Raw genomic sequence first — 21,469 nt, forward strand, 5'->3', positions numbered from 1 at the left:
TTCGCGGACGTTGGGGGCGGCACGATGATGGGGCGGACGCATGCCCTGACCGGCTGGTGCGCGGGCCTGGCACTGGCGCCCGCGGTCGGCGCGGGTTCGGTGCACCAGGCGGTGGTCTTCGCGGCGACGACGGCGGGGTTCGCCCTGCTGCCCGACCTCGACCACCCGGGCGCGAGCGCGTCCCGCCTCCTCGGCTGGCTGACGGGTGCGCTGTCCTGGCTGCTCCGCCGCGTGTCGGCGGCGGTCTACGCGCTGACCAAGGGTCCGCGCGACGAGAAGGTCACCGGCAAGCACCGCCACCTGTCCCACACGGTCCTGTTCGCGGCAGGCCTCGGCGTGGTGACGTCCTGGGGCACGGCCGAGGGCGGCCCCTGGGCGGTGGTCGGCGTGGTGGTGTTCGGGCTGATGCTGGCCGAGGGCGCACTCGGCGACTGGCTCCTCCCGGTCAGCGGCGCGGCGGTGGCCTGGTGGTTCTTCACGGCCCCACCGGACCGCGCGGGCGAGCTGACGGCCATTTCCGGCTGGCTGGGCATCGCGGTCGCGGCGGGCTGCGTGACGCACTGCCTGGGTGACGCGCTCACCGAGTCCGGCTGCCCGTTCCTCTTCCCGGTCCCGATCGCCGGGGAGACGTGGTACGAGATCCGGCCCCCGAAGGCGCTGCGGTTCAAGACGGGCAAGAAGGTCGAGAAGCGGCTGATCTTCCCGGTGTTCGCGCTGCTGGGGGTGCTGCTGGTGCCGGGCGTGTGGACGTACACGGTGGACACGTTCCAGCGGTTGTTCATTCCGCCGTCGAGCCAGCAGGCGACCACGCCCTGAGCCGCTCGTCGTCCGGACACCGTCTTCGGGAAGTGCGGAAGCGGTGCGCGGCAGCGGAATTCTCCTGCCAGACTGGGCGTTGAATCGGAACGGTGGGCCCGCTTACGCCGAGGAGACGTCATGGAGAAGATGCGCGCCGACGCGCGGCGCAACCGGGCCAAGGTGCTGGCCGCCGCCGAGGAGGCGTTCGCCGTCGACGGGCTTTCCGTGCCGCTCGATGACATCGCGCGGCTGGCCGGGGTCGGGGCCGGCACCGTCTACCGGCACTTCCCCAGCAAGGAGGCGCTTTTCCAGGCGGTCGTCCTCGACCGGATCCAGCAGTTCGCCGACGAGGCGCGGGAGCTGGCCGCCGCCGAGGATCCCGGTGGTGTCTTCTTCGACTACTTCGTCCGGGTGGTCCGGCAGGCGTCGCTCAACCGGGCGATCTGTGACGCGCTCGCCGAGTCCGGCGGGCATGCCTTCAAGGCCGGGGCGGGCGAGGAGTTCCGTGCCGCGCTGGCCGAGCTGCTGGCCCGGGCTCAGGCCGCCGGTGCGGTCCGCCCGGACCTCGACGGCGACGACCTGCGGGCGCTCATCGTCGGCTGCCTCGCCGGCGAGCGGTACGCGCCGGGGAGCCGTCACCTGCTTCGCGTGGTGGTCGACGGGATGAAGCCCGCCGCAGCGGCCACATGACCACGGCCGCGGCCAGGACGCCGGCCGCCGCGACGTGCAGGGTTGCCCGCATGCCGAGGACACCCGCCAGTGCGCCGCCGAGGAGGCTGCCTGCCGGGGTGACGCCGTAGAACAGCGTGTTCGAGATCGCGTTCACCCGGCCCAGCAGCTCCGGTGGCGTCGCGGTCTGCTGGAAACTCAGGCCGAAGACCCGCAGCACGATCACGCTGTAGCTGGTCAGGAATCCGGCGGCGACGTAGCACGCGAGTGCCCAGCCGCGGCCGGTGAGCGGGTAGAGCTGGTACGCCAGGCCGAACAGCACCGCCGCGCCCCACAGGGCCCGCGCGTCGCCGAGCCGCTCGCCGAGCCGTCGTGCGGTGAGCCCGGCAGTGAGCGCGCCGGTCAGCGACGCGGTGCCGAGCAGCCCGATCGTCCACGGGGACAGCCCGAGGTCGCGGGCCAGGAACACGATCACGATCGCCAGGTGGGCGGACTGGAAGAAGCCCGACACCGTGCCGTGCGCGGTGATCGCCAGCAGGACGCGGTTGCCGCGGACCACGCGCACGCCTTCGCCGATTTCCTTCAGCAGCCGCCGTTCCCGGAGTGCCGGCCGCTCGTCGGGCGTCCGGATCCGGGCCAGCCACAGCGCCGACCACAGGAAGCTGACGGCGTCGGCGGCCAGTGCCGCCGCCGCGCCGAGTGCCTGGACGATCAGCCCGGCCAGGCCGGGGCCCGCGACCGCGGCCATCGACAGGTTGGTCTGCAGCCGCGCGTTGGCGGCAGGCAGCTGCCCCCGCGGCACCAGCCGCGGGACGTAGGTCTGGTGGGCGATGTCGAAGAAGACGCCGAACAGCCCCATCCCGAGCACGACGACCAGCAGCTGCGGCAGCCCCAGCACGCCGGACAGCGCGGCGACCGGGACCGACGCGAGCAGCAGCGCCCGGCCGGCGTCCGCGGCGATCAGCACCCGGCGGTGCCGCATCCGGTCGCACCAGGCGCCGGCCTGCAGGCCGATCACCAGGTACGGCAGGGTCTCCGCGGTCCGCAGCAGGGAGACCTCGAAGACGGACGCGCCGAGCGTGGTGGCCGCGAGCAGCGGTACCGCGAGCACGTCGATCCGGCTGCCGAACTGGCTCACGAGGTCGGCGGCCCACAGCCGCCGGATGTCCGCGTCCCTCAGTACCCCCATGATCCCAAGCTGGCAGGTGCGTGGGCTAAGCGCAAGAAACTTGAGTCAAACACGCTCAAGGCGAACGGTGGGTAACACGACGTAAGATCAACGCGAGTCAGTCCTCGTACCTGCGCTGCGCGTGGCGAGGAGGTGCCCGGATGAGTGGCCGTCCTACGTGGGGTTCTGCCGCCGTGACCGGGCTCGCCGGCTTCGCCACGGGCCTGCTGGTCGCCGCGGTGCTCATCGCCGGGCGGACCACGCCCCGGCCCGCCGACACGACGACGGTGCCGCCGACCCGGACCGTTTCCGCGGTGCCCGTCACCGTGACGTCGTCGGCCCCGCCGTCGACAGTCACGTCGGTCGAGACGTCCCCGCCGACGACCACCACCAGCTTCGTCGAGGTGACGCTGCAGCCGTCGACCTCGGGCACGCCGACGTCGTCGACGACGCCCGCGTTGCCGCTGCCGAGCAGCTGGCGCGACTGACGAAGCAACCCATCCGGACGTGGATTCCGTCCGGGAGGCATGCGCTTCGTATCGTGCTGTGCGCTGGTGCTGGCCCTCGCCGCGGGCTGCGGTCAGCCGGAGACGGCCTGCCCGGCGATCGGCTACCTGACCGGCATCGGCCTGTCGATCTCCTCGCCCGCGGGCATCACCAAGGCGACGCTCGAAGCGTGCTGGCGCGGCCACTGCGTCACCAGCCCGGTCTTCCTGCAGCCCGAGTCGACGGTGGGGGCGACGACCTGCGCGGGCACGGGCCCGGACAGCCCGTGCGGCGCGTCGATGGTCCCGACCGGCGGCCTCCACGGCTTCGCCGACGTCCCCGGCCTGCCCGCGGAGTCGGTCCGGGTCACCGTCCGGTTCGACGACGGCGTGCCGCACACCGCCGAGGTGACCCCCTTCTTCAGCGAGCCGAACGGCTCGGCCTGCGGGAAGGCGGGCCCGCAGGCGAACCTCGTGGTGGGCCCGGACCGGCAGCTGCGGCCCGCCTAGCCGACGTCCCGGCGCCGCCAGCCCGCGAGCCCGGCGACCAGGGCCGCGAGCGCGACCGCCGTCAGCCACACCAGCGGAGTCGCGGTGAGCTCCTGGCCGGGGAGCTTCGGCGGGTGCTGGAACGGCGAGACGTCCAGCAGCGCCTGCGGCAGGTTCACCACCGGGCCGAACAGGCTCAGCAGCAGCGCCAGCGCGCCGACCGCCCAGGCCGCGGCCGAAAAGCCCGGCAGCAGCCCGAAGATCGTCACCGCGAGCGCGACCACCACCCACGCCGCGGGCAGCTGGACGAGCATGCCGGTGAGCGTGTCGCCGATCGAACCGCCGGTGTCGCCGGTGCGCAGGCCGTTCGCCAGGCCCATGAACAGCCCGCCCACCAGCAGCAGCGCCGCCGTGCCGAAGAAGGCGAAGACCAGGTGGCCTGCCGCCCAGCGCAGCCGTCCGACGCCGGTGGCCAGCACCGGTTCGAGCCGGACCGCGGTCTCCTCGCCGCGCATCCGCAGTGCCGCCTGGATGCCGTACAGCGACGCGACCATCGCGAACATCCCGGCCATCGCGGCGAGGAACGCCTGCGTCAGCGCGTGGCTGCCGCCGAGCCGCTGGAAGATCTGCTGTGCCTGCGGGCTCGACCCGACGAGGTCGCCGATGCCGCTGGCAATCGAGCCGAACACCGCGCCGGCCACGGCCGTGCCGATCATCCAGCCGAGCAGCGGGCCGCGGTGCAGCCGCCAGGCGAGCGCGAGCGGCGAACGCAGTCCTGGCGCCGCCGTCGCCGGGCCCGGCCGGGGCGGCAGGATGCCGACGCCGACGTCGCGGCGGGGCAGCAGCCAGAACCCCAGCGCGCCGGTCACCAGCGCGAATCCCGCCGGCAGCAGGAGCACCCACCAGCGTTCCCCGGCGAACGCGCGCACCTGCTGCGTCCAGCCGATCGGCGACAGCCACGACAGCCAGCGAGCGTCCACAGTGGAGTCTCCGGCGCCACGCAGCAGGAACGCCGTGCCGACGACCGCGGTGCCGATCCCGTTGGCCGTGCGGGAGTACTCGGCGAGCTGGACGGCGACCGCGGCGACCGCGGTGAACACCAGCCCGGTCAGTGCTTCCGCCGCGCCGAAGGCGGCCGAACCGGCCGCGGGCAGCCCGGCGCCTGCCATGCTGCCCGCCTGGATCAGGCCGATCAGCACGCTCGCCCCGCCCGCCACCAGCACCGACGCCGTCAGCGCCGCGTAGCGGCCGACGACCGCGGACGCCAGCAGCTCCGCGCGCCCGGTGTCCTCCTCGGCGCGGGTGTGCCGGGTGACGGTGAAGACGGCCATGAGCCCGATGAGCAGCGCCAGGAAGCCGCACATGCGCCAGGCGACGAACCCGCCGGGCGTGGTGAGGTCGAACGGCGGCCCGTAGAGCAGCGCGTACGACGGGTTCGCGCTCGCCCCGGCCTGCAGCGCGAGCCGGTCGGCGACGGTCGGGTAGAACTGCGTGAACGTGTTGACCGTGCTCGCCGGGACGACGCTCAGCAGCACGATCCAGATCGGCAGGACCACGCGGTCGCGGCGCAGCGCGAGCCGGGTCAGGTGCCAGGTCCCCGCCAGCTCGTGGGCGGTCATTTCGTGCTCGCTTCGGTGGTGTAGTGCCGCAGGAACAGCTCTTCGAGCGTCGGCGGCTGGCTGACCAGGCTGCGCACGCCCACTTCGGTGAGACGGCGCAGGGCTTCGTCGAGCGAGCGTGTCTCGACGTCGAAGCGGACGCGGTTGCCGTCGACCTTGAGGTCGTGGACGTTGGCCAGCTTCGTCAGCCCGTTCGGCGGCCCGGCCAGCTCGGCGGTGATCGACGTCCGGGTGAGGTGGCGCAGCTCGGCGAGCGTGCCGGATTCGACCGTGCGGCCGTTGCGGATGATGCTGACCTTGTCGCACAGCGCCTCGACCTCGGCGAGGATGTGGCTGGACAGCAGCACGGTCCGGCCCTGCTCGCGTTCCTCCTGGATGGCGTATTGGAACGTCGCCTCCATCAGCGGGTCGAGCCCGGACGTCGGCTCGTCGAGGATCAGCAGGTCGACGCGCGAGGCGAGCGCGGCGACGATGGCGACCTTCTGTCGGTTGCCCTTCGAGTACGTCCGGCCCTTCTTCTTCGGGTCGAGGTCGAACCGCTCGATCAGGTCGTCGCGGCGCTTGCGGTCGAGCCCGCCGCGCAGGCGGCCGAGCAGGTCGATGACCTCGCCGCCGGAGAGGTTGGGCCAGAGGTTGACGTCGCCGGGCACGTAGGCCAGGCGGCGGTGCAGGCTCGCGGCGTCCTTCCAGGGGTCGCCGCCGAGCAGCCGGACGTCCCCCGAGTCCGCGTGGAGCAGGCCGAGCAGCACCCGGACGGTGGTCGACTTCCCGGCGCCGTTGGGGCCGAGGAAGCCGTGCACCTCCCCAGCGGGTACCTGCAGGTCGAGGCCGTCGAGGGCCTTCGTCCGGCCGAACGACTTGTGCAGGTCGATGACCGAAATGGCGTTTTCCATGGTTCGGAAGCTACACTCGGTTCACGAAGTTGTGAAGTTAAGAAAATGTCTGGATCGAGTGATCGTGGGGGACGGGTACGGGAGGATGGGCCGATGACGACGCCTGACACGAAGCGCGACGAAGACGCCGTCCGCCGGTACGTGGAGAGCCTCGGGCTCGTGCTCTCCCAGATCGGGATGCAACGCATGTCCGCGCGGGTGTTCGCCGCGCTGATGACGACCGACGAAGGCCGCCTGACCGCCGCGGAGCTGGCGGCGCAGCTGTCGGTCAGCCCGGCGGCCATCTCGGGCGCGGTGCGCTACCTCGAGCAGATCGGCCTGGTCGCCAAGGAGCGCGAGCCCGGCGAGCGCCGCGACCACTACCGCCTCTACGACGACCTCTGGTACGCGACGTTCCTCAAGCGCGACCGCATGATCATCATGTGGCGCGACGCGGCCGAGAACGGCATCGAAGCACTGGGTGAGGACACCCCGGCGGGCAAGCGGCTCGCCGAGATGCGCGACTTCCTGTCCTTCATGCTGACGGAGCTGAACGGGATGTACGAGCGCTGGCACAAGCTCCGCGAGGAGAAGAACGCCTAGAGCGCGGCGAGCAGCGTGTCCGCGAGTCGCTCGGCGAGGTCGGCGGGCTCGCGCTCTTCGAACGTCGCCAGGAACGCCTGCTGGAAGCACGCGCCGAGCAGCAGGGACGCCGCGGCCTCGACGTCGGTGCCCGGCTTGAGCCGGCCCAGCGCGACCTCGGCCCGCAGGTAGTCCGCGACGCCGTCCAGCAGCACCCGCGGGCCGTGGCCGCCGAGTCGCTCGCGGTGGGAGCGCAGCAGGTCGCGGGAGGAGAACACCGAGACCGCGATCGGGAACCCTTCGAGGTAGAAGGCCAGCCCGAGCCGGGCGATGCGGACGACGTTGTCGCGCAATGGCGCCTGTCCCGGGTCCGCGGTCAGCTCGCCCAGCGTTGCGCCGAGGGCGGGCAGCTGCTCGGTCAGCACGCTGAGGAACAGGTCGGTCTTGTCCCGGAAGTGCTTGTAGAGCATCGCCTCCGAGTAGCCCGCCGTCTGCGCGATGACCTTGGTCGTCGCGTGCGCGTAGCCCTGCTCGCGCATCACCTTCGCGGCCGCGGCGACGATCTCTTCGCGGCTTCCCATGGCGGCTCCTGAGTGCGTTCTCAGCTCGGTTAGTGAACACTCACCCTACCTGGTGAGTGTTCACTAACCGAGGAGGAACCCATGAAGATCACCGTGCTGGGAGCGACCGGCGGGGTCGGCACCGAGGTCGTCGGGCAGGCACTGGACCGCGGCTGGCAGGTCACGGCCGTCGTGCGCGACCGGTCCCGGCTGCGGCTGCCCGCCGACGTCGTCGTGGCCGGGCTGCACGAAGCGGACAAGCTGGCGGCCGCGGTCGAGGGCCGCGACGCCGTCGTCTCCGCGCTGGGCGCGCGCGACCGCGGGCCGACCACGGTCTGCACCGACGGCGCCCGCGCGGCTATTGAAGCCGGGGCGAAACGCCTGCTCGTCGTCAGCGCCAGCGGCCTGGACGCCGACGGCGACGGGTTCTTCACCCGCACGCTCGTGAAACCGCTGCTCGACCGGGTCCTCAAGCACGGCTACGCGGACATGCGTGCGATGGAGGCGCTGGTCATGGCCAGTGCGGTGGACTGGACGATCGTCCGCCCGCCGATGCTGCTCAACGGCCCGCGGACCGGTGCCGTGCGGAGCCGGCTCGACGGCAACGTCCGCGGCAGCTACACGATCCGCCGCGCGGACGTCGCCGCGTTCCTGCTCGACGCCGTGGCCGATCCCACGCTGATCAGGCGGAAAGTCTCGATCGCCCACGGCTAACGTCGAGCCATGGTGATCCTGGCCCAGGCCGTGTACGTCAAGAAGACCACCCCGCGGCTCCCCGGCGCCGCCGGGCCTGCCGAGGGGCTCGTCCCCGGCACGGGCGAGCCGTTCCGGCTGGCCGTCCTCGGTGAATCCACAGTGGACGGCGTCGGCGCGGCGACCCACGAGGAAGCGCTCACCGGCTGCCTCGCCCGCGAGCTGGCCCGCGACGGCCGGGCGGTGCGCTGGCAGGCGGTCGGCCGGACCGGCGCCAACGCCCGGGTGACGCGCACCGAGCTGGTGCCGCTGGTCCGGCCCGCGGACCTCGTCGTGGTCGCCCTCGGCGTCAACGACACCATCGAGCTGCGGACCGGCCCGGCCTACCGCCGCGACCTGCTCGCCCTGGTCGTCGAGCTGCGGCGGCGGCTCGGGCCGGTCCCCGTCCTGCTGGCCGGGGTGCCGCCGATGTCCCGGTTCCCCGCCCTGCCCCGGCCGCTGCGGGACGTCCTCGCCGCGCGGTCGGCGGCACTCGACAAGGCCGCCGCGAGCCTGACGAGGGTCCCCGGCGTCACCCACGTCCCGATGGACCCCGCGCTGCTCGACCCCGCCGCGTTCGCCGCCGACCGGTTCCACCCGGGACCCGGCGGCTACGCCCGCTGGGCCCGCTCCTTGGCACCCGCGGTGATCAGTTAGCCGCGCTGCGTCGATCTTCGAAAAAACTCGGGGATTCGTGTATCTGGCCGCGGGCCCACTGCGTCCTGTGGAGCAGCCAAGCACGGAAGAACACGGCAGGGGGTGTCGCGTTCGGGAAAACGCGGTGGCCGGGAGCCGAGGGGGCTTCCGGGCGCCGTTCGGCCGGATGGCCTTTCGGGGGAGGGGACATCCGGTGAGGGCCCGTTGGGGAGCGGGTTCCTCGAGGGAGGGGAGTATCGGCCGGCGCGGGTCCACCCGCCTGCGCCGGCCGGTGCCTCCCCCTTGTGTCATGTGACCGGTAGTGCACCACCGACGAAGTAAGTGACCGATGTATCCGAGATCCGCCTGCACGCTCCTTCCCCCCGAAGGACCCGCGATACTGCCATTGCCGACTCGAAGACTCTTCCGAAGAGGGGCAGATACCGTGACCGACGTGCAAACCACCGAGGTGGACCCACCCTGGGAAGGCCTGACCGGCGCCGAGCTGCACGCTGCCTGCATGGCGGCCGCGCGGGCCGGGGACCGCCGGGCGATGGACCGTCTCGTGGCCGAGCTGACCCCGCTCGTCTGGCACGTCGCCCGCGCCAACGGCCTCGACCGCTCGGTCGCCGAGGACGTCGTGCAGACCGTCTGGCTGGCCCTGTTCAGCCAGCTCGAGAAGCTGCGCGACCCGAAGGCGCTGGCCGCCTGGCTGATCACCACCACCCGCCGCGAAGCCACCCACCCGTTCGGCCGCCGGATCCAGCCGGTGCCGCTGAGCGACGAGGTCGCCGAGGCGATGCCGAGCACCCAACCGGCACCCGAAGACGAAGCCGTCCGCGCCGACCGCGACCGCCGGGTCTGGCGCGCCTTCGTCCGGCTGCCCCACCGCTGTCAGGAACTGCTCCGGCTGACCGTCCTCGCCGGTCGCGCGGAGTACCAGCTCGTCGCCGAGCAGCTGCGCATGCCGCGCGGCAGTGTCGGACCGACCAGGGGGCGCTGCCTCGACCAGATGCGCGATCTCCTCGCCAGTGAAGGGGGAAGCCGATGAACGACCTCGGGGCGCCGGGAGAGGCCTTTTCCGACGAGGTGATCCTGGCCGGTGTCGGCCGCTTCCTCGACGAGCTCGACCCGCCACCGGGTGACCTGGTGCAGCGGGTCCAGTTCGCGCTCGCGCTCGAAGACCTCGACGTCGAGGTCGCGCGGTGGGAGCGGCTGGACGACCTCGCCGGCGTCCGCGGCGGCGGTACCGGCACGATCACCTTCACGGTCAGCGACCTGACGGTGATGATCAACCTGACCAAGATCGGCAAGCTGCACCGCATCGACGGCTGGCTGGTGCCCGCGGGGCAGCACGCGGTCGAGGTGCGCGTCGCCGAGCACGGCACGTCGTCGACGACCGCCGACGAGGGCGGCCGGTTCGTGCTCGACAACGTGCCGCGCGGGACGACGCAGATCCTGGTGCACCTCGGGGACGTGTCGTGCCGCCGGACCGTCGTGACGCCGACGGTCGTGCTCTAGCGGCTCAGCCGAGGAAGTCGGCCAGCGGGACGGGCGTCAGTCCGTCCTTCTTGGCCTGTTCGACGAACGCCGTGTAGTCCTCTTTGAAGGTCTTGCGGAAGTGCATCAGCACGATGTCGCCGGGCCGGAGCTTGTCGCCGACCTGGAACTGGACGTGCCCGTCGTTGACCGCGGCCGTCCACAGCACGGACACGCGCATGCCGCACGCCGCCGCCGCGCGCAGCGTGTTCTGGTCGTAGTTGCCGAACGGCGGCCGGAACAGCGAGGGCCGGACGCCGAGGTCGCGCTGGAAGGCGTCCGCGTCGTCGCAGATCTGCTTGCGCTGGAACTCGTACGGCTTGCCCTTGAGGTTCGGGTGGTCGACCGTGTGGTCCCCGAGCGTGGCGCCGGTGGCGTCGAGGATCTGCTTGAAGTAGGCCTCGTGGCCCTTCACGTACTTCTCGTTGAGGAACAGCACCGGGTGCGTGTTGTTCTCCTGCATCAGCTTCAGCGCGTCGGGGTCCTTGACCGCGCCGTCGTCCATGGTGAGGAAGACGTACGGCTTGTCGGTCGGGATGTGGCGGACCACCGGGACCTGCCCGTCGGTGATCGCGGGCGCCTTCTGCTGCACCGTGCCGAAGGGGTAGGGCGCGGACGGCGACTCGGCGGGGCCGCCGCCGGGAGCCGGGTTGGGCTGGCTGACGCCTGCCTGCGGTTCGTCCGTCCCGTGCGTCGAGCAGGCCGCGAGGGCCAGCACCGCCGCGGCCAGGCCCGCCACCATTCGCTTGCTGCCGGACATCTCGCGTCCCCCTTTCGCTGCGGTAGTCGTAAAGACCACCCGAAAGTGTGACGCCTGGAAGCGCGAGACGTTGCGCCGGGCGATCTTGCTGTGGCCCGGCCCACCCAGGTCAGCGCCCGGTTTCGGCCGCCCTGACCAGCTTGGCCGAGAACAGGCGAATCACTCGTTCGAGCAACGCGGCGAGGGCCGGTCCGGTGCCGCGGACGGGCTCGGTGAACGACCCGGTCCAGCGCAGGTGCGTCCCGCCGCCGTCGGCCGGGGTGACGAGGACCTCGGCGCGGTAGTCCTTGAGGGGCCTCGGCCCGGCGAACCCGTAGACGTGCCGACGGCCGGGCTCGTACTCGAGCGTCTCCTCGCGGAACAGGACCGGCCACATCCCGACCTCGCGGACGGCGCCGACGCCGGGGCCCGGCCGTGCCCAGCGGGCCTGCACGATCAGTGGCTTTCCCCACTCCGCCCAGCGCGGGCCGTCCGCTTCGAGGGCGGCCAAGGCCTCCGGCGGTGCGGTGCTCGTGCGGTTGACCTCGAAGGAGAACTTGCGGCCCACCGGAACCTCCCACGTTGTTGACAGATTGATAATTAAGCCTTCCCGGCAGCGTAGGTCAAGATGAGGCGGTGAGCACGCCGCGCCCCGACCTCGCCGCGCCGCACTGGCTGGTCCAGCTCCTGCGCAGCGCTCCCGTGCCCGTGCCGTGGAACATGGTCGCCCGCGCCGTCGTGGCACTGGCCGTGCCGCTCGCGGTGGCGTACGCGGCGGGCGACATCGCGGTCGGCGCGCTCGTCTCGACCGGGGCCCTGCCGACCGTGCTGTCCGAATCGGCCGGGCCCTACCGCTACCGCGCCCGGCGGCTCGGCGGGGCGACGCTCGCCGCGACCGCGGGTTACCTCGTCGGGCTGCTCACCGGCGGCACGCCCGCGCTGTCCGTGCCCGCGGTGATCCTGGTCGCCGCGGTGTCCGCGGTGATCAGCGCGGCAGGCAGCAACGCCTCGGTCGCCGGGCTGCAGATGCTCGTGTTCTGCGTGCTCGGCACCGGCCAGCACGCGACCGGCGTCCGCGTCGAAGTCCTCTTCGGCTGCTTCTGCCTCGGCGCCGCCTGGAGCCTGCTGGTCGCGCTGGTCACCTGGACCGTCCGGGCGACCAGCCCGGAACGCACCGCCGTCGCGCACGTCTACGTCGAGCTGGCCGCGATGCTCTCGGCGACCGAGGAGGCCGTCTCGCGGGTGGCCCGCCACCGGCTGACCACGGCGATGAACACCGCCTACGACCAGCTGCTCACCGCGCGCTCCTGGCTGTCCGGCCGCGACGCCGCCTACCGGCAGCTGCTCAACCTGCTGTCGGCGACGACACCCGCGGTCGAGGCGTCGGTGGCGATGATCAACGCAGGCCGTCGCCCGCCGCAGGAGGTCATCGACCACTTCGTCGCGCTGTCGGCGGCGGTGCTGGCCGCCCAGCCACTGCCGCAGCCACCGCCGTCGCCGCCCGGGGAATCCGACCCGGTGCTCGCCGCGCTGTACGCGGGCCTGGTCCGGATCGGCAAGGGCGACGACCGCAAGCGCCGCGAGCCGACGCCGTGGCACCGCCGCCTGCGGGACTGGGCGGGCTCGCTCGCGTCCGGCCCGCTGACCTGGATCGCCGCGCTGCGGCTGACGCTGTGCGTCGCGATCGCCGAGGTCGTCGGCCTGCTCGTGCCGCTGGAGCGGTCGTACTGGATCACCCTGACCGTCGGGATCGTGCTCAAGCCCGACTTCGGCTCGGTCTTCGGCCGCGCGCTGCTGCGCGGCATCGGCACGGTCGTGGGCGTCGGGATCGGCGCCGTCGTCCTCGCGCTCGGCGCGCACGGCTGGGCGCTGGTGGTGCTGAGCGCGGTCTTCGCCGGCGGCATCGCCTTCGGGAAGGTGCGCAACTACGGCGTCCAGAGCGCCTTCGTGACGCCGTTGATCATCCTGCAGATGGGCCTGGCCCACACCGGGAACTGGACCGTGGTGCTGGCCCGGCTGGTCGACACCGTGCTGGGCTGCGTGATCGTGCTGGTCTTCGGCTACCTGCTGTGGCCGGGCAGCAGGCGCCCGCAGGTGGGCGGGCGGCTGGCCGACGGGCTGGCCGCGGTCGCGAAGTACGTCCGGGCCGCGCTGGTCGAGGCGTCGTCGGGCGAGGCGCGGCTGGCCCGCTCGCGCGCCCGGCGCGGTGCCTACCGGGCACTGGCCGACCTGCGGACGGCGTTCCAGCAGGCCGTCGTCGAGCCGTCCGCGAACGGGCGGCAGGCGGTGGCGTGGTGGCCGGTGATCGCCGCGCAGGAACGGGTGGCGGACGCCGTCACCGAGGTCGGCGTGACGATCGGGCGCGGCGTGCCCCCGCCGGACCCGGCCGACGTCGAGCTGCTGACGGCGGCACTGGACGAGCTGGCCGCGGCGATCCGCGAGCAGCGCGAGCCGCGGTCGGTGCCGCTGCCGGACTCCGACCAGCTGTCCGGCGTGGTCGACCAGCTGGAGTCGGCGTTCGACGCCGTCCGCGGCCCTGACCTGGTGGAACGCACGCCGCCGCGGCTCGTCCGGCGGTTCCTGCCCTACCACAGGCGCACCTGAGGTTCGTGCGGTTCAATGCACGCATGGGAATCGACTTCGAGGCGTTGAAGGGCAAGGCCGAAGAGGCCCTGCGCGAGCACAACGACAAGATCGAGGAGGGGCTCGACAAGGCGGCCGAATTCGCGAAGTCGAAGTTCGCGGGCCACGACTCGCAGATCGACACGGGCGTCGAGAAGGCGAAGGACTTCCTCAACAAGTTCGACGACACGCCGGACCGGTAGCTACTGGACCTCGCCCGTCGCGATCCCGTCGGACAGCCCGGTGATCCGGCCGCCGCGCTCGCCGAGCGCGATCAGGCCCTGCCGGGCGTCCGGCGCGGACAGGCTGATCCGCACGCCTGCCCGCTCGACGTCCAGGCTGGCCGCAAGCGCTTGCGCCCCTTCGTATCCCGCGTTGATCGTGGCCGCGAGCCCGCCGGTCGAGGCCAGCGAACCGCGGGCCGCGCCGAGCCGGCCGAGTGCCTCGTCGACGATCGGGAGCAGCGCGTCCCGGTTGCCTTCGGTCATGGCGCGGACGAGCTGCGGGTTCGACCCCGCGACGCGCGTGCCGTCGCGGTAGGACCCGGCGGCCAGCGACATGGCCAGCGGCCCGCCCTCGGCGCCGATCGTCGCGAGGATGGCCGCGAACAGGTGCGGCAGGTGCGAAATCCGGGCCACGGCCTCGTCGTGCGACTCCGCGGGCAGCGGCACCACGTGCGCCCCGACGTCGAGCACCAGGCGAGCCACTTCGGCCCAGGCTTCGAGGTCGGTGTCCTCCTCGACGCCGACCACCCAGGCCGCGCCCTGGAACAGCGCCGCGTCCCCGGCCAGCCAGCCGGACTTCGACGTCCCGGCCATCGGGTGCCCGCCGACGTACCGCGTGTACGGCACGCGGCGCCGGACCGCGTCGAGAACCGGCGCCTTCACGCTGGTGACGTCGGTGAGCAGGCAGTGCGACGCGTGCTGCGAGACCAGCCGCAGCAGGTCCTCGACGGCCGGGAGCGGCACGGCGAGCACGACCATCGCGTCCTCGGCCGCGGCCCGGTGCAGGGCCGCTTCGACGTCGGTCGTGACGTCGTAACCCGCCCTGCTGGCCGCGTCGGCGTCCCCTTCGGAAACCGCGGCACCCCAGCTCGTGCGGCCGCTCGCGGCCGCCGCGCGCAGCAGCGACCCGCCGATCAGCCCGAGCCCGATCACGCATACGTCTCGCACGGGGCCCATCCTGCCAGTAACAACCGGGGCTCCGCCCCGCGCCGGGGGCTCCGCCACCCGGACCCCCGAAAGAAAAATGTGCCGGACGCCTGAGGGGCTACAGCGCGGCGGCGAGCCGCGTCCCCTGGTCGATGGCACGCTTGGCGTCGAGTTCCGCGGCGACGTCCGCCCCGCCGATCAGGTGCACCGGCAATCCGGTGGCCCGCAGCTCGTCGGCGAGGTCCCGCACCGGCTCCTGACCGGCGCAGACGACGACCGTGTCGACCTCCAGCAGCCGCGGCACGCCGTCGACGGTGATGTGCAGGCCGTCGTCGTCGATCCGCTCGTAGGTGACGCCGGGGAGCTGCTCGACGCGCTTGGCCTTGAGCGCGGCCCGGTGCACCCAGCCGGAGGTCTTGCCGAGGCCGGAACCGATCCCGGTCTTCTTGCGCTGCAGCAGGTACACCTGCCGCGGCGACGGCTCCGGCCGCGGCGTGCCGAGCCCGCCCGCCGCCTGTTCCGGATCGGTGACACCCCACTCCGCCATCCACGCGTCGCGGTCGAGGGCGGGGGAGCCGGCGTGTGTGAGGAACTCGCTGACGTCGACTCCGATGCCGCCTGCCCCGATCACCGCGACCCGCGCGCCGACCGGCTTGCCGTGCTTGACGACGTCGACGTACGACAGCACCTTCGGGTGATCGATGCCGGGCAGCGACGGCACCCGCGGCGCGACGCCGGTGGCGAGCACGACCTCGTCGAACCCGGTGAGGTCACCGGCCGCCGCCCGCTTCCCGAGGTGCAGCTTCACGCCGGTCACTTCGAGGCGCCGCCGGTAGTAGCGGATGGTCTCGGCGAACTCCTCCTTGCCGGGGATCTTCCGCGCGATGCCGAACTGGCCGCCGATCTCGTCGTCGGCTTCGAACAGCTCGACGCTGTGCCCGCGGTCGGCCAGCGCGGTCGCCGCGGACAGCCCGGCGGGCCCGGCGCCGACGACGGCGATGTGCTTCGACCGCCGTGCCGGGGAGAGCGTCAACGTCGTCTCGTGCCCGGCGCGCGGGTTGACCATGCAGGACACGAGCTTGCGCTTGAAGGCGTGGTCGAGGCAGGCCTGGTTGCAGGCGATGCAGGTGTTGATCTCGTCCTCGCGGCCGGTCTCGGCCTTGCGGATCCACTCGGGGTCGGCGAGGAACGGCCGCGCCATCGAGACGAGGTCCGCGTCGCCGCTCGCCAGTGCTTCCTCGGCGACCTGCGGCATGTTGATCCGGTTCGAGGTGACGACCGGGATCGTCACGTGCGGCTTGAGCTTCCCGGTCACCCAGGTGAACGCGGCCCGCGGCACCGACGTCACGATCGTCGGCACCCGGGCCTCGTGCCAGCCGATGCCGGTGTTGATGATCGTCGCCCCGGCGGCTTCGACCTCCCGGGCGAGCGCGACGACGTCGTCCCAGCGCTGGCCGCCGGGCACGAGGTCGAGCATGGACAGCCGGTAGATGATGATGAAGTCCTCGCCGACCTTTTCCCGCGTCCGCTTGACGATCTCGACGGCGAACCGGCGCCGCTTCTCGGGCGTGCCGCCCCAGGCGTCGGTGCGCCTGTTGGTGCGTTCGGCGAGGAACTGGTTGATCAGGTAGCCCTCGGAGCCCATGATCTCGACGCCGTCGTAGCCCGCTTCGCGCGCGAGAGCGGCGCAGTCGGCGAAGGCGCGGATCTGCTGGCGCACGCCGTACCCGGTCAGGGCGCGCGGCCGGAACGGGTTGATCGGCGCCTTGATGCTCGACGCGGACACGCTCAGCGGGTGGTAGGCGTACCGGCCGGCGTGCAGGATCTGCAGCGCGATCTTGCCGCCCGCGTCGTGCACCGGCGCGGTGAGCTGCCGGTGTTCCCGCGCTTCCGCCGACGTCGTCAGCTTCGACGCCAGCGGCAGCAGCCAGCCGGTCCGGTTCGGCGCGAACCCGCCGGTGACGATCAGGCCGACGCCGCCGCGGGCGCGTTCGGCGTAGTACTCGGCGAGGGCGGGGAAGTGCGCGGCCTTGTCCTCCAGGCCGGTGTGCATCGACCCCATCAGGACGCGGTTGCGCAGCGTCGTGAAACCGAGGTCGAGCGGCGCGAGCAGGTGCGGGTACGGGCTCATCGGGCGTCCTTCGGGTCGGGGAGTGCGGCGAGGACCTCGTCGAACCAGCCGACCTGGCCCTCTTCGAAGCGGATGCCGCCGCGCAGGACCAGGTACTGGTGGAGCTGCCGTCCGGTCAGCGCGTCCGGCGCGGGGAAGTCGCGCTTCTCGATCTGGCGGTAGACGTCGAGGCGTTCGGCGTGCTTCGCGCGGTGCCGGAAGATCTCCTCGGCGACCTTCGCCGGGTCGCCGAAGGTGGCGCCGCGGATCTTCACGGCGAGTTCGACCGGCCCGGCGCCCGGGTCGGGCTCGGCGAGCCAGCGGACCAGTTCGGCCTGGCCGTCCGCGCTGACCGTGTAGACCTTCTTGTCCGGCCGTCCCGATTGCGCGACGACGTCGACGGCGACCCAGCCTGCCTCTTCCATCCGCTTGAGCACGCGGTAGATCTGCTGGTGGGTGGCGCTCCAGAACAGCCCGATCGACTTCTCGAACCGGCGCGTCAGCTCGTAGCCCGAGCCGGCGCGCTCGGACAGCGAGACGAGGATCGCGTGCTCCAGTGCCATGCGGCTCAGCATGGCTATGCAACCAGTTGCAGTGCAACGAGGCGCATGTCACTTCACCCGTGGGGGTGGGGCAAAACGGGTCGACTCCGCGCGGAAAACGACCAGGATGGGAGGAGTGCACCCGGTACTCGAACTGATCTCCGAACGGATGGCGGCGGGCAGTGTCCCGGGAGAACGCACCGACGGCAGGCGCCTCGCGCTCGCCATCGAGGGCGGCAGCAGCCGCGGCACGTACTCCAGCGGCATGGTCCTGGCGCTCGACGAACTCGGCGTCACCCCCGCGTTCGACGCGGTCTACGGCTCGTCGGCGGGTGCGCTCAACGGCGCCTGGCTGCTCTGCGGCCGCTCGTCGACCGGCGTCCGGACCTGGTGGAACCCGGTCGTCATGCGCCGGATCATCAACCCGCTGCACACCCTGCGCGGCCGCGCGGTCATCGACCTCGAATACCTCGTCCACCAGGTCTATTCGGTGCTGGAGCCGATGGACTTCCCGGCCATCCTGGCCAACCCGGTGACGTTCCACCCGCTGGCCACCGACGCCGACACCGGCGAGTCCACCGACCTGCACCCGTTCCTGACCGACGTCGACGCGATCAAGGTCGCGCTCGCGGCGTCGTCCTGCATGCCGGTGCTAGCCGGGCCGCCCATCCCGATGGCGGGCCGCCGGTTCGTCGACGCGGGCGTGGCCGAGCCGATCCCGTACCGCACCGCGCTGGCCCAGGGCGCGACCGACGTCCTGGTGCTGCGCACGCGCCGCGCGGACGAGCAGCCGCTGCCGCCGCCGCGGGTGCACGACGTCGTGGTGCCGCGGTTCCTGCGCCGTCAGGCACCCGGCGCGATCCCGGCGTGGCGCGACACCTACCGCCGCGACGTCGAGGACGCGCAGGTCCTGGCGGCCGACCCGCGGATCCTCACCGTCCGGCCGCCCGCCGGCTCGCCCGACGTGATGGTGCTGGAGCGTGATCCCGAGGTATTGCGCAAGGCCGTCGACCTCGGCCGCAGCGCGGTCCTCGACGTGCTGGAGGGCCTACGCGAGGCTTCCTGACCGGGTGGCCCGCGACTGCACGACCAGCCGCTGCACGCCGAGGGAAACCGCAAGGTAGAGCAGGATCGACCCGGCGCCGAGCCCGGCGGCGGCGCTGCCGAACAGCGCGTCCAGTCCGATGTGGACACCGAAACCGCCCGCCCACAGCACGACGGTGAGCCAGGTGCCCTGGCGCCACAGCTGCCCGTCCTGCCGCCAGATCCGGACGCTCAGTGCCCGGACGACCCCGAAGCCCGCGGCGAGCAGCAGCGTGGTCACGAGAGCGACGACGACCGCGACCGACGTCGACGCGGTCTTGAAGTAGAAGCTCAGCTGGACGATCCCGACCACCAGCAGGATCACCAGCACGACCGGACGGCGGCCCTCCCGGACCAGGCGCTTCTGCGTCTGCCGCCACACCAGCAGGGCCAGGACGGCGAGGCCGAGGACGATGTTGGCCGTGGTGTTCACGAGGTTCCCTCCGCGGTGGTTTCCGTTGCCCACCACGGTGCCCGTGCGCGGCCGCCCCGGCGTCAACCCGCGGGTTGACGCCGGGTGGATCACGGCTTGCGCGCGACACCGCCGATCACCCGCGACTCGGACGGCGAAGCCGCGAACACGGTGTGCTCGTCCGGATGCCACGCCGGCGCGTAGACCAGGCCCGGTTCGAGCATCGGCCAGCCGCCGAAGAAGCGCTCGAACTCCGCCATCGTCCGCAGGAACCCCGGGTTCGTCGTGGTCTCGTAGTACTCGAGCAGGTCGATCAGCGCCTGCCGCTCGTCTTCGTTGACCGGGTTCTCGTTGGTCATCTGCGACAGCACCAGCAGCGAGCCGGGCGCCAGCCGGTCGCGGTAGAACGCCAGCAGGTGGTCGGGGTTCTGCTCGTCCTTGACGAAGTGCATGACCGCGTTGATCACCAGCGCGATCGGCTCGCGCACGTCGATGACGGGCGACGCGCTCACGCGGTCCCAGAGGTCTTCCGGTTGCAGGAAGTCCGCGGCGATGGCCTGGTGGCGGTCCGGGTCGGCGGTGTCGGCGAGCAGCAGCGTCGAGTGCGCCAGCGCGATGGGCTCGTTGTCGATGTAGAGCACGCGCGTGTCCAGCTCGGGCCGGGTCTCGTCGGCGACCTCGTGGACGTTGCCCGCGGTCGGCAGGCCGGAGCCGATGTCGACGAACTGCCGCAGCCCGTTGCGCACGCATTCGCGCACCGCCCGGCCGAGGAACTGGCGGCTGGTCAGGCAGTACTCGCCGATGAGCGGCAGCCGGGCGCGGACCTTCTCGGCGAAGTCGCGGTCGATCGCGTAGTGCGTGTTGCCGCCGATGAAGTAGTCGTAGACCCGGGCCGCGGACGGCCGGTCGAGGCTGCTTTCGACGGCCTTCAGCGCGTCGTCGTGGTTGATCATGATCATCCCCTTCGTGGTCATGCTGCCACGGGAACGATCACGCCGGGGACAACGCCTCCCGATAGGCGTTCACCGACTCCGTCAACCGGTCCAGCTCGCGGCGCATCCGGGCGAGCCCGGCCGCGTCCAGGCCCATCGCCTCGCCGATGACGTCCGGGATGCCGACGGCCTTCTCTCGCAGCGCCTTCCCGGCGTCGCTGAGGCTGACCCGCACCGAGCGCTCGTCGTCGGCCTGCCGCGTGCGGTCGACCAGCCCGGCCGCTTCGAGCCGCTTGAGCAGCGGCGACAGCGTGCCCGAGTCGAGGTTCAGCTCGGCGCCGAGTTCCTTGACCAGGCGGTCGTCCCGCTCCCAGAGCGCCAGCATCACGAGGTACTGCGGGTAGGTCAGGTCGAGTTCCGCCAGGACGACCCGGTAGAGCGACGTCACCGCCCGCGAAGCCGAGTACAGGCCGAAGCAGAGCTGGTCGTCCAGGCGCAGTGAGCCGGTGTCGGTCATGGCGGCTCCTCTCTCGTGACTCTCCATGTTCCCGCAGGCCGGAGGCGGCAGCAACTCAAGTGCCGTAAATCTCATTGGAAGCAATTCAGTTGTGCGCAACTCAGTTGCGAGCTACCTTCATGGCATCGGCTCGCACCTTCAGGAGGACGAAATGACCGCCAACCCGCACAACCTGGCGCTGGAACCGGCCGCGCAGGCGTTCGCCGAGGCCACCGACCAGCCGCCGTACCTGTTCCAGCTGCCGCCGGCCGAGGGGCGCAAGGCCGTCGACGGCGTCCAGGACGGCGACGTCGCCATGCCCGCCGCCGAGATCGAGGTGCTGCAGGTCCCCGGTGGCCCGAATGGTGACGTCGAGACGCGGATCGTGTGGCCCGCCGGCGTCGAGGGCCCGCTGCCGGTGATCGTCTACATCCACGGCGCCGGCTGGGTGTTCGGCGACTTCCACACCCACCAGCGGCTGGTGCGCGAACTGGCGGCGGGCACCGGCGCGGCCGTGGTGTTCCCCGAGTACAGCCGCTCCCCGGAGGCGCGTTACCCGGTCGCCATCGAGGAGAACTACGCCGTGGCGAAGTGGGTTGCCGAGCACGGCGCGGAGAAGGGGCTCGACACCTCGCGCATCGCGATCGCGGGCGACTCCGTCGGCGGCAACATGACCGCGGCGCTGACGCTTCTCGCGAAGCAGCGCGGCGACGTGAACTTCGTCCAGCAGGTGCTCTTCTACCCGGTCACCGACGCGAACTTCGACACCGAGTCGTACCTGAAGTTCGCCGAGGGCTACTTCCTCGGCCGCGAGGGCATGAAGTGGTTCTGGGACCAGTACACGACCGACCCGGCCCAGCGCGCGGAGATCACGGCGTCGCCGCTGCGCGCGTCGCTCGACGAACTCGCCGGGCTGCCGCCTGCCCTGGTGATCACCGGCGAAGCCGACGTGCTGCGCGACGAAGGCGAGGCGTACGCGGCGAAGCTGCGTCAGGCCGGCGTTCCCGTCACCGCCGTCCGGTACCAGGGGATCATCCACGACTTCGTGATGGTGAACGCGTTGCGCGAGACCCACGCGGCGGAGGCGGCGATCACCCAGGCCGTCACCGTCCTGACCCGCGCTTTCGCGCAATAACTGAGAGAACGCTGAGTTGCGGCCCTATGACAGAACTCACAGGGCCGCAACTTGTCCGGCTGCTCAGGCGTGATATATACGCGAGTCCCGTGATCCGG

The 21,469-nt window shown here is 72.1% G+C and carries 25 protein-coding genes; 13 read left to right on the plus strand and 12 right to left on the minus strand.

Annotated features, from left to right (window positions below; genetic code table 11):
• The first annotated feature begins 27 nt into the window (after window positions 1–27).
• Both ABJI51_RS21090 and ABJI51_RS21095 read left to right on the plus strand, forming a co-directional pair.
• Entirely contained in the window at window positions 28–816 is a 789-nt protein-coding gene (locus tag ABJI51_RS21090) for a metal-dependent hydrolase (protein WP_348953047.1), read from the plus strand.
• 120 nt (window positions 817–936) lie between these two features.
• Window positions 937–1,488 (plus strand): TetR/AcrR family transcriptional regulator, encoded by a 552-nt coding sequence (locus tag ABJI51_RS21095; protein ID WP_348952897.1) that lies wholly within the window; start codon window positions 937–939, stop codon window positions 1,486–1,488.
• Here the strand turns inward: ABJI51_RS21095 and ABJI51_RS21100 are convergent.
• Window positions 1,388–2,656: an MFS transporter gene (locus ABJI51_RS21100; RefSeq protein ID WP_348952898.1), complete on the minus strand. Its 1,269-nt coding sequence runs from the start codon at window positions 2,654–2,656 to the stop codon at window positions 1,388–1,390. The two genes, ABJI51_RS21095 and ABJI51_RS21100, sit on opposite strands and share 101 nt — an antisense overlap.
• Window positions 2,657–2,796: 140 nt before the next feature.
• On the opposite strand from ABJI51_RS21100, the gene ABJI51_RS21105 reads away from it, so the two are divergent.
• Together ABJI51_RS21105 and ABJI51_RS21110 are read left to right on the plus strand one after the other, a co-directional pair.
• The gene (locus tag ABJI51_RS21105; protein ID WP_348952900.1) at window positions 2,797–3,123 is read left to right on the plus strand and encodes a hypothetical protein; all 327 of its coding nucleotides are present in this window, start codon (window positions 2,797–2,799) and stop codon (window positions 3,121–3,123) included.
• Between the two features lie 39 nt (window positions 3,124–3,162).
• The gene (locus tag ABJI51_RS21110) at window positions 3,163–3,630 is read left to right on the plus strand and encodes a hypothetical protein (protein WP_348952901.1); all 468 of its coding nucleotides are present in this window, start codon (window positions 3,163–3,165) and stop codon (window positions 3,628–3,630) included.
• Here the strand turns inward: ABJI51_RS21110 and ABJI51_RS21115 are convergent.
• Window positions 3,627–5,228 carry an ABC transporter permease gene (locus tag ABJI51_RS21115; protein ID WP_348952903.1) on the minus strand — a complete coding sequence of 534 codons (1,602 nt, stop codon included), beginning with the start codon at window positions 5,226–5,228 and terminating at the stop codon, window positions 3,627–3,629. The genes ABJI51_RS21110 and ABJI51_RS21115 overlap by 4 nt on opposite strands.
• Window positions 5,225–6,121: an ABC transporter ATP-binding protein gene (locus ABJI51_RS21120; RefSeq protein ID WP_348952905.1), complete on the minus strand. Its 897-nt coding sequence runs from the start codon at window positions 6,119–6,121 to the stop codon at window positions 5,225–5,227. The genes ABJI51_RS21115 and ABJI51_RS21120 overlap by 4 nt, the downstream gene beginning before the upstream one ends.
• Before the next feature lie 93 nt (window positions 6,122–6,214).
• Here ABJI51_RS21120 and ABJI51_RS21125 point away from each other — a divergent pair, with 93 nt between their 5' ends.
• A complete protein-coding gene (locus tag ABJI51_RS21125; RefSeq protein WP_348952906.1) occupies window positions 6,215–6,703 on the plus strand; it encodes a GbsR/MarR family transcriptional regulator in 489 nt (162 codons plus the stop codon).
• Here ABJI51_RS21125 and ABJI51_RS21130 read toward each other — a convergent pair.
• A complete protein-coding gene (locus tag ABJI51_RS21130; RefSeq protein ID WP_348952908.1) occupies window positions 6,700–7,263 on the minus strand; it encodes a TetR/AcrR family transcriptional regulator in 564 nt (187 codons plus the stop codon). The genes ABJI51_RS21125 and ABJI51_RS21130 overlap by 4 nt on opposite strands.
• 81 nt (window positions 7,264–7,344) lie before the next feature.
• Here ABJI51_RS21130 and ABJI51_RS21135 point away from each other — a divergent pair, with 81 nt between their 5' ends.
• The 4 genes from ABJI51_RS21135 (at window position 7,345) to ABJI51_RS21150 (ending at window position 10,131) form a co-directional block, all read left to right on the plus strand.
• A complete protein-coding gene (locus ABJI51_RS21135; protein ID WP_348952910.1) occupies window positions 7,345–7,956 on the plus strand; it encodes an NAD(P)-dependent oxidoreductase in 612 nt (203 codons plus the stop codon).
• Between the two features lie 9 nt (window positions 7,957–7,965).
• Complete coding sequence (locus ABJI51_RS21140; protein WP_348952911.1) at window positions 7,966–8,631, plus strand: SGNH/GDSL hydrolase family protein; 666 nt, start codon at window positions 7,966–7,968, stop codon at window positions 8,629–8,631.
• Between the two features lie 424 nt (window positions 8,632–9,055).
• Window positions 9,056–9,661 carry an RNA polymerase sigma factor gene (locus tag ABJI51_RS21145; RefSeq protein ID WP_348952913.1) on the plus strand — a complete coding sequence of 202 codons (606 nt, stop codon included), beginning with the start codon at window positions 9,056–9,058 and terminating at the stop codon, window positions 9,659–9,661.
• A complete protein-coding gene (locus ABJI51_RS21150) occupies window positions 9,658–10,131 on the plus strand; it encodes a carboxypeptidase regulatory-like domain-containing protein (protein WP_348952915.1) in 474 nt (157 codons plus the stop codon). The genes ABJI51_RS21145 and ABJI51_RS21150 overlap by 4 nt, the downstream gene beginning before the upstream one ends.
• Window positions 10,132–10,135: 4 nt before the next feature.
• On the opposite strand, the gene ABJI51_RS21155 is transcribed toward ABJI51_RS21150, so the two are convergent.
• Both ABJI51_RS21155 and ABJI51_RS21160 read right to left on the minus strand, forming a co-directional pair.
• Window positions 10,136–10,909: a polysaccharide deacetylase family protein gene (locus tag ABJI51_RS21155; protein ID WP_348952916.1), complete on the minus strand. Its 774-nt coding sequence runs from the start codon at window positions 10,907–10,909 to the stop codon at window positions 10,136–10,138.
• Between the two features lie 109 nt (window positions 10,910–11,018).
• On the minus strand, window positions 11,019–11,456 hold the full coding sequence (locus ABJI51_RS21160) for an SRPBCC family protein (RefSeq protein WP_348952918.1): 438 nt from the start codon (window positions 11,454–11,456) through the stop codon (window positions 11,019–11,021).
• Between the two features lie 68 nt (window positions 11,457–11,524).
• Here ABJI51_RS21160 and ABJI51_RS21165 point away from each other — a divergent pair, with 68 nt between their 5' ends.
• Both ABJI51_RS21165 and ABJI51_RS21170 read left to right on the plus strand, forming a co-directional pair.
• Window positions 11,525–13,492 carry an FUSC family protein gene (locus ABJI51_RS21165; RefSeq protein WP_348952919.1) on the plus strand — a complete coding sequence of 656 codons (1,968 nt, stop codon included), beginning with the start codon at window positions 11,525–11,527 and terminating at the stop codon, window positions 13,490–13,492.
• Window positions 13,493–13,515: 23 nt separating this feature from the next.
• The gene (locus ABJI51_RS21170; protein ID WP_348952920.1) at window positions 13,516–13,713 is read left to right on the plus strand and encodes an antitoxin; all 198 of its coding nucleotides are present in this window, start codon (window positions 13,516–13,518) and stop codon (window positions 13,711–13,713) included.
• Here the strand turns inward: ABJI51_RS21170 and ABJI51_RS21175 are convergent, their stop codons facing one another.
• The 3 genes from ABJI51_RS21175 to ABJI51_RS21185 form a co-directional block, all read right to left on the minus strand.
• On the minus strand, window positions 13,714–14,667 hold the full coding sequence (locus tag ABJI51_RS21175) for a prephenate dehydrogenase (protein ID WP_348953048.1): 954 nt from the start codon (window positions 14,665–14,667) through the stop codon (window positions 13,714–13,716).
• Between the two features lie 112 nt (window positions 14,668–14,779).
• On the minus strand, window positions 14,780–16,792 hold the full coding sequence (locus ABJI51_RS21180) for an FAD-dependent oxidoreductase (protein ID WP_348952921.1): 2,013 nt from the start codon (window positions 16,790–16,792) through the stop codon (window positions 14,780–14,782).
• A complete protein-coding gene (locus tag ABJI51_RS21185; protein ID WP_348952923.1) occupies window positions 16,789–17,334 on the minus strand; it encodes a PadR family transcriptional regulator in 546 nt (181 codons plus the stop codon). Before ABJI51_RS21185 ends, ABJI51_RS21180 begins: the two co-directional genes overlap by 4 nt.
• A 106-nt stretch (window positions 17,335–17,440) precedes the next feature.
• Here ABJI51_RS21185 and ABJI51_RS21190 point away from each other — a divergent pair, with 106 nt between their 5' ends.
• Window positions 17,441–18,379 (plus strand): patatin-like phospholipase family protein, encoded by a 939-nt coding sequence (locus tag ABJI51_RS21190; RefSeq protein WP_348952924.1) that lies wholly within the window; start codon window positions 17,441–17,443, stop codon window positions 18,377–18,379.
• Here ABJI51_RS21190 and ABJI51_RS21195 read toward each other — a convergent pair.
• The 3 genes from ABJI51_RS21195 to ABJI51_RS21205 form a co-directional block, all read right to left on the minus strand.
• On the minus strand, window positions 18,362–18,829 hold the full coding sequence (locus tag ABJI51_RS21195; RefSeq protein ID WP_348952926.1) for a hypothetical protein: 468 nt from the start codon (window positions 18,827–18,829) through the stop codon (window positions 18,362–18,364). The genes ABJI51_RS21190 and ABJI51_RS21195 overlap by 18 nt on opposite strands.
• 89 nt (window positions 18,830–18,918) lie before the next feature.
• The gene (locus ABJI51_RS21200; RefSeq protein ID WP_348953049.1) at window positions 18,919–19,761 is read right to left on the minus strand and encodes an SAM-dependent methyltransferase; all 843 of its coding nucleotides are present in this window, start codon (window positions 19,759–19,761) and stop codon (window positions 18,919–18,921) included.
• 37 nt (window positions 19,762–19,798) lie between these two features.
• Entirely contained in the window at window positions 19,799–20,257 is a 459-nt protein-coding gene (locus ABJI51_RS21205) for a MarR family winged helix-turn-helix transcriptional regulator (protein ID WP_348952927.1), read from the minus strand.
• Window positions 20,258–20,408: 151 nt separating this feature from the next.
• Here ABJI51_RS21205 and ABJI51_RS21210 point away from each other — a divergent pair, with 151 nt between their 5' ends.
• Window positions 20,409–21,371 (plus strand): alpha/beta hydrolase, encoded by a 963-nt coding sequence (locus ABJI51_RS21210; RefSeq protein WP_348952928.1) that lies wholly within the window; start codon window positions 20,409–20,411, stop codon window positions 21,369–21,371.
• The last annotated feature ends 98 nt before the right edge of the window (window positions 21,372–21,469 follow it).

Origin of the sequence: Amycolatopsis melonis (genome assembly GCF_040064235.1) — a bacterium.
GTDB classification, from domain to species: Bacteria; Actinomycetota; Actinomycetes; order Mycobacteriales; family Pseudonocardiaceae; genus Amycolatopsis; species Amycolatopsis melonis.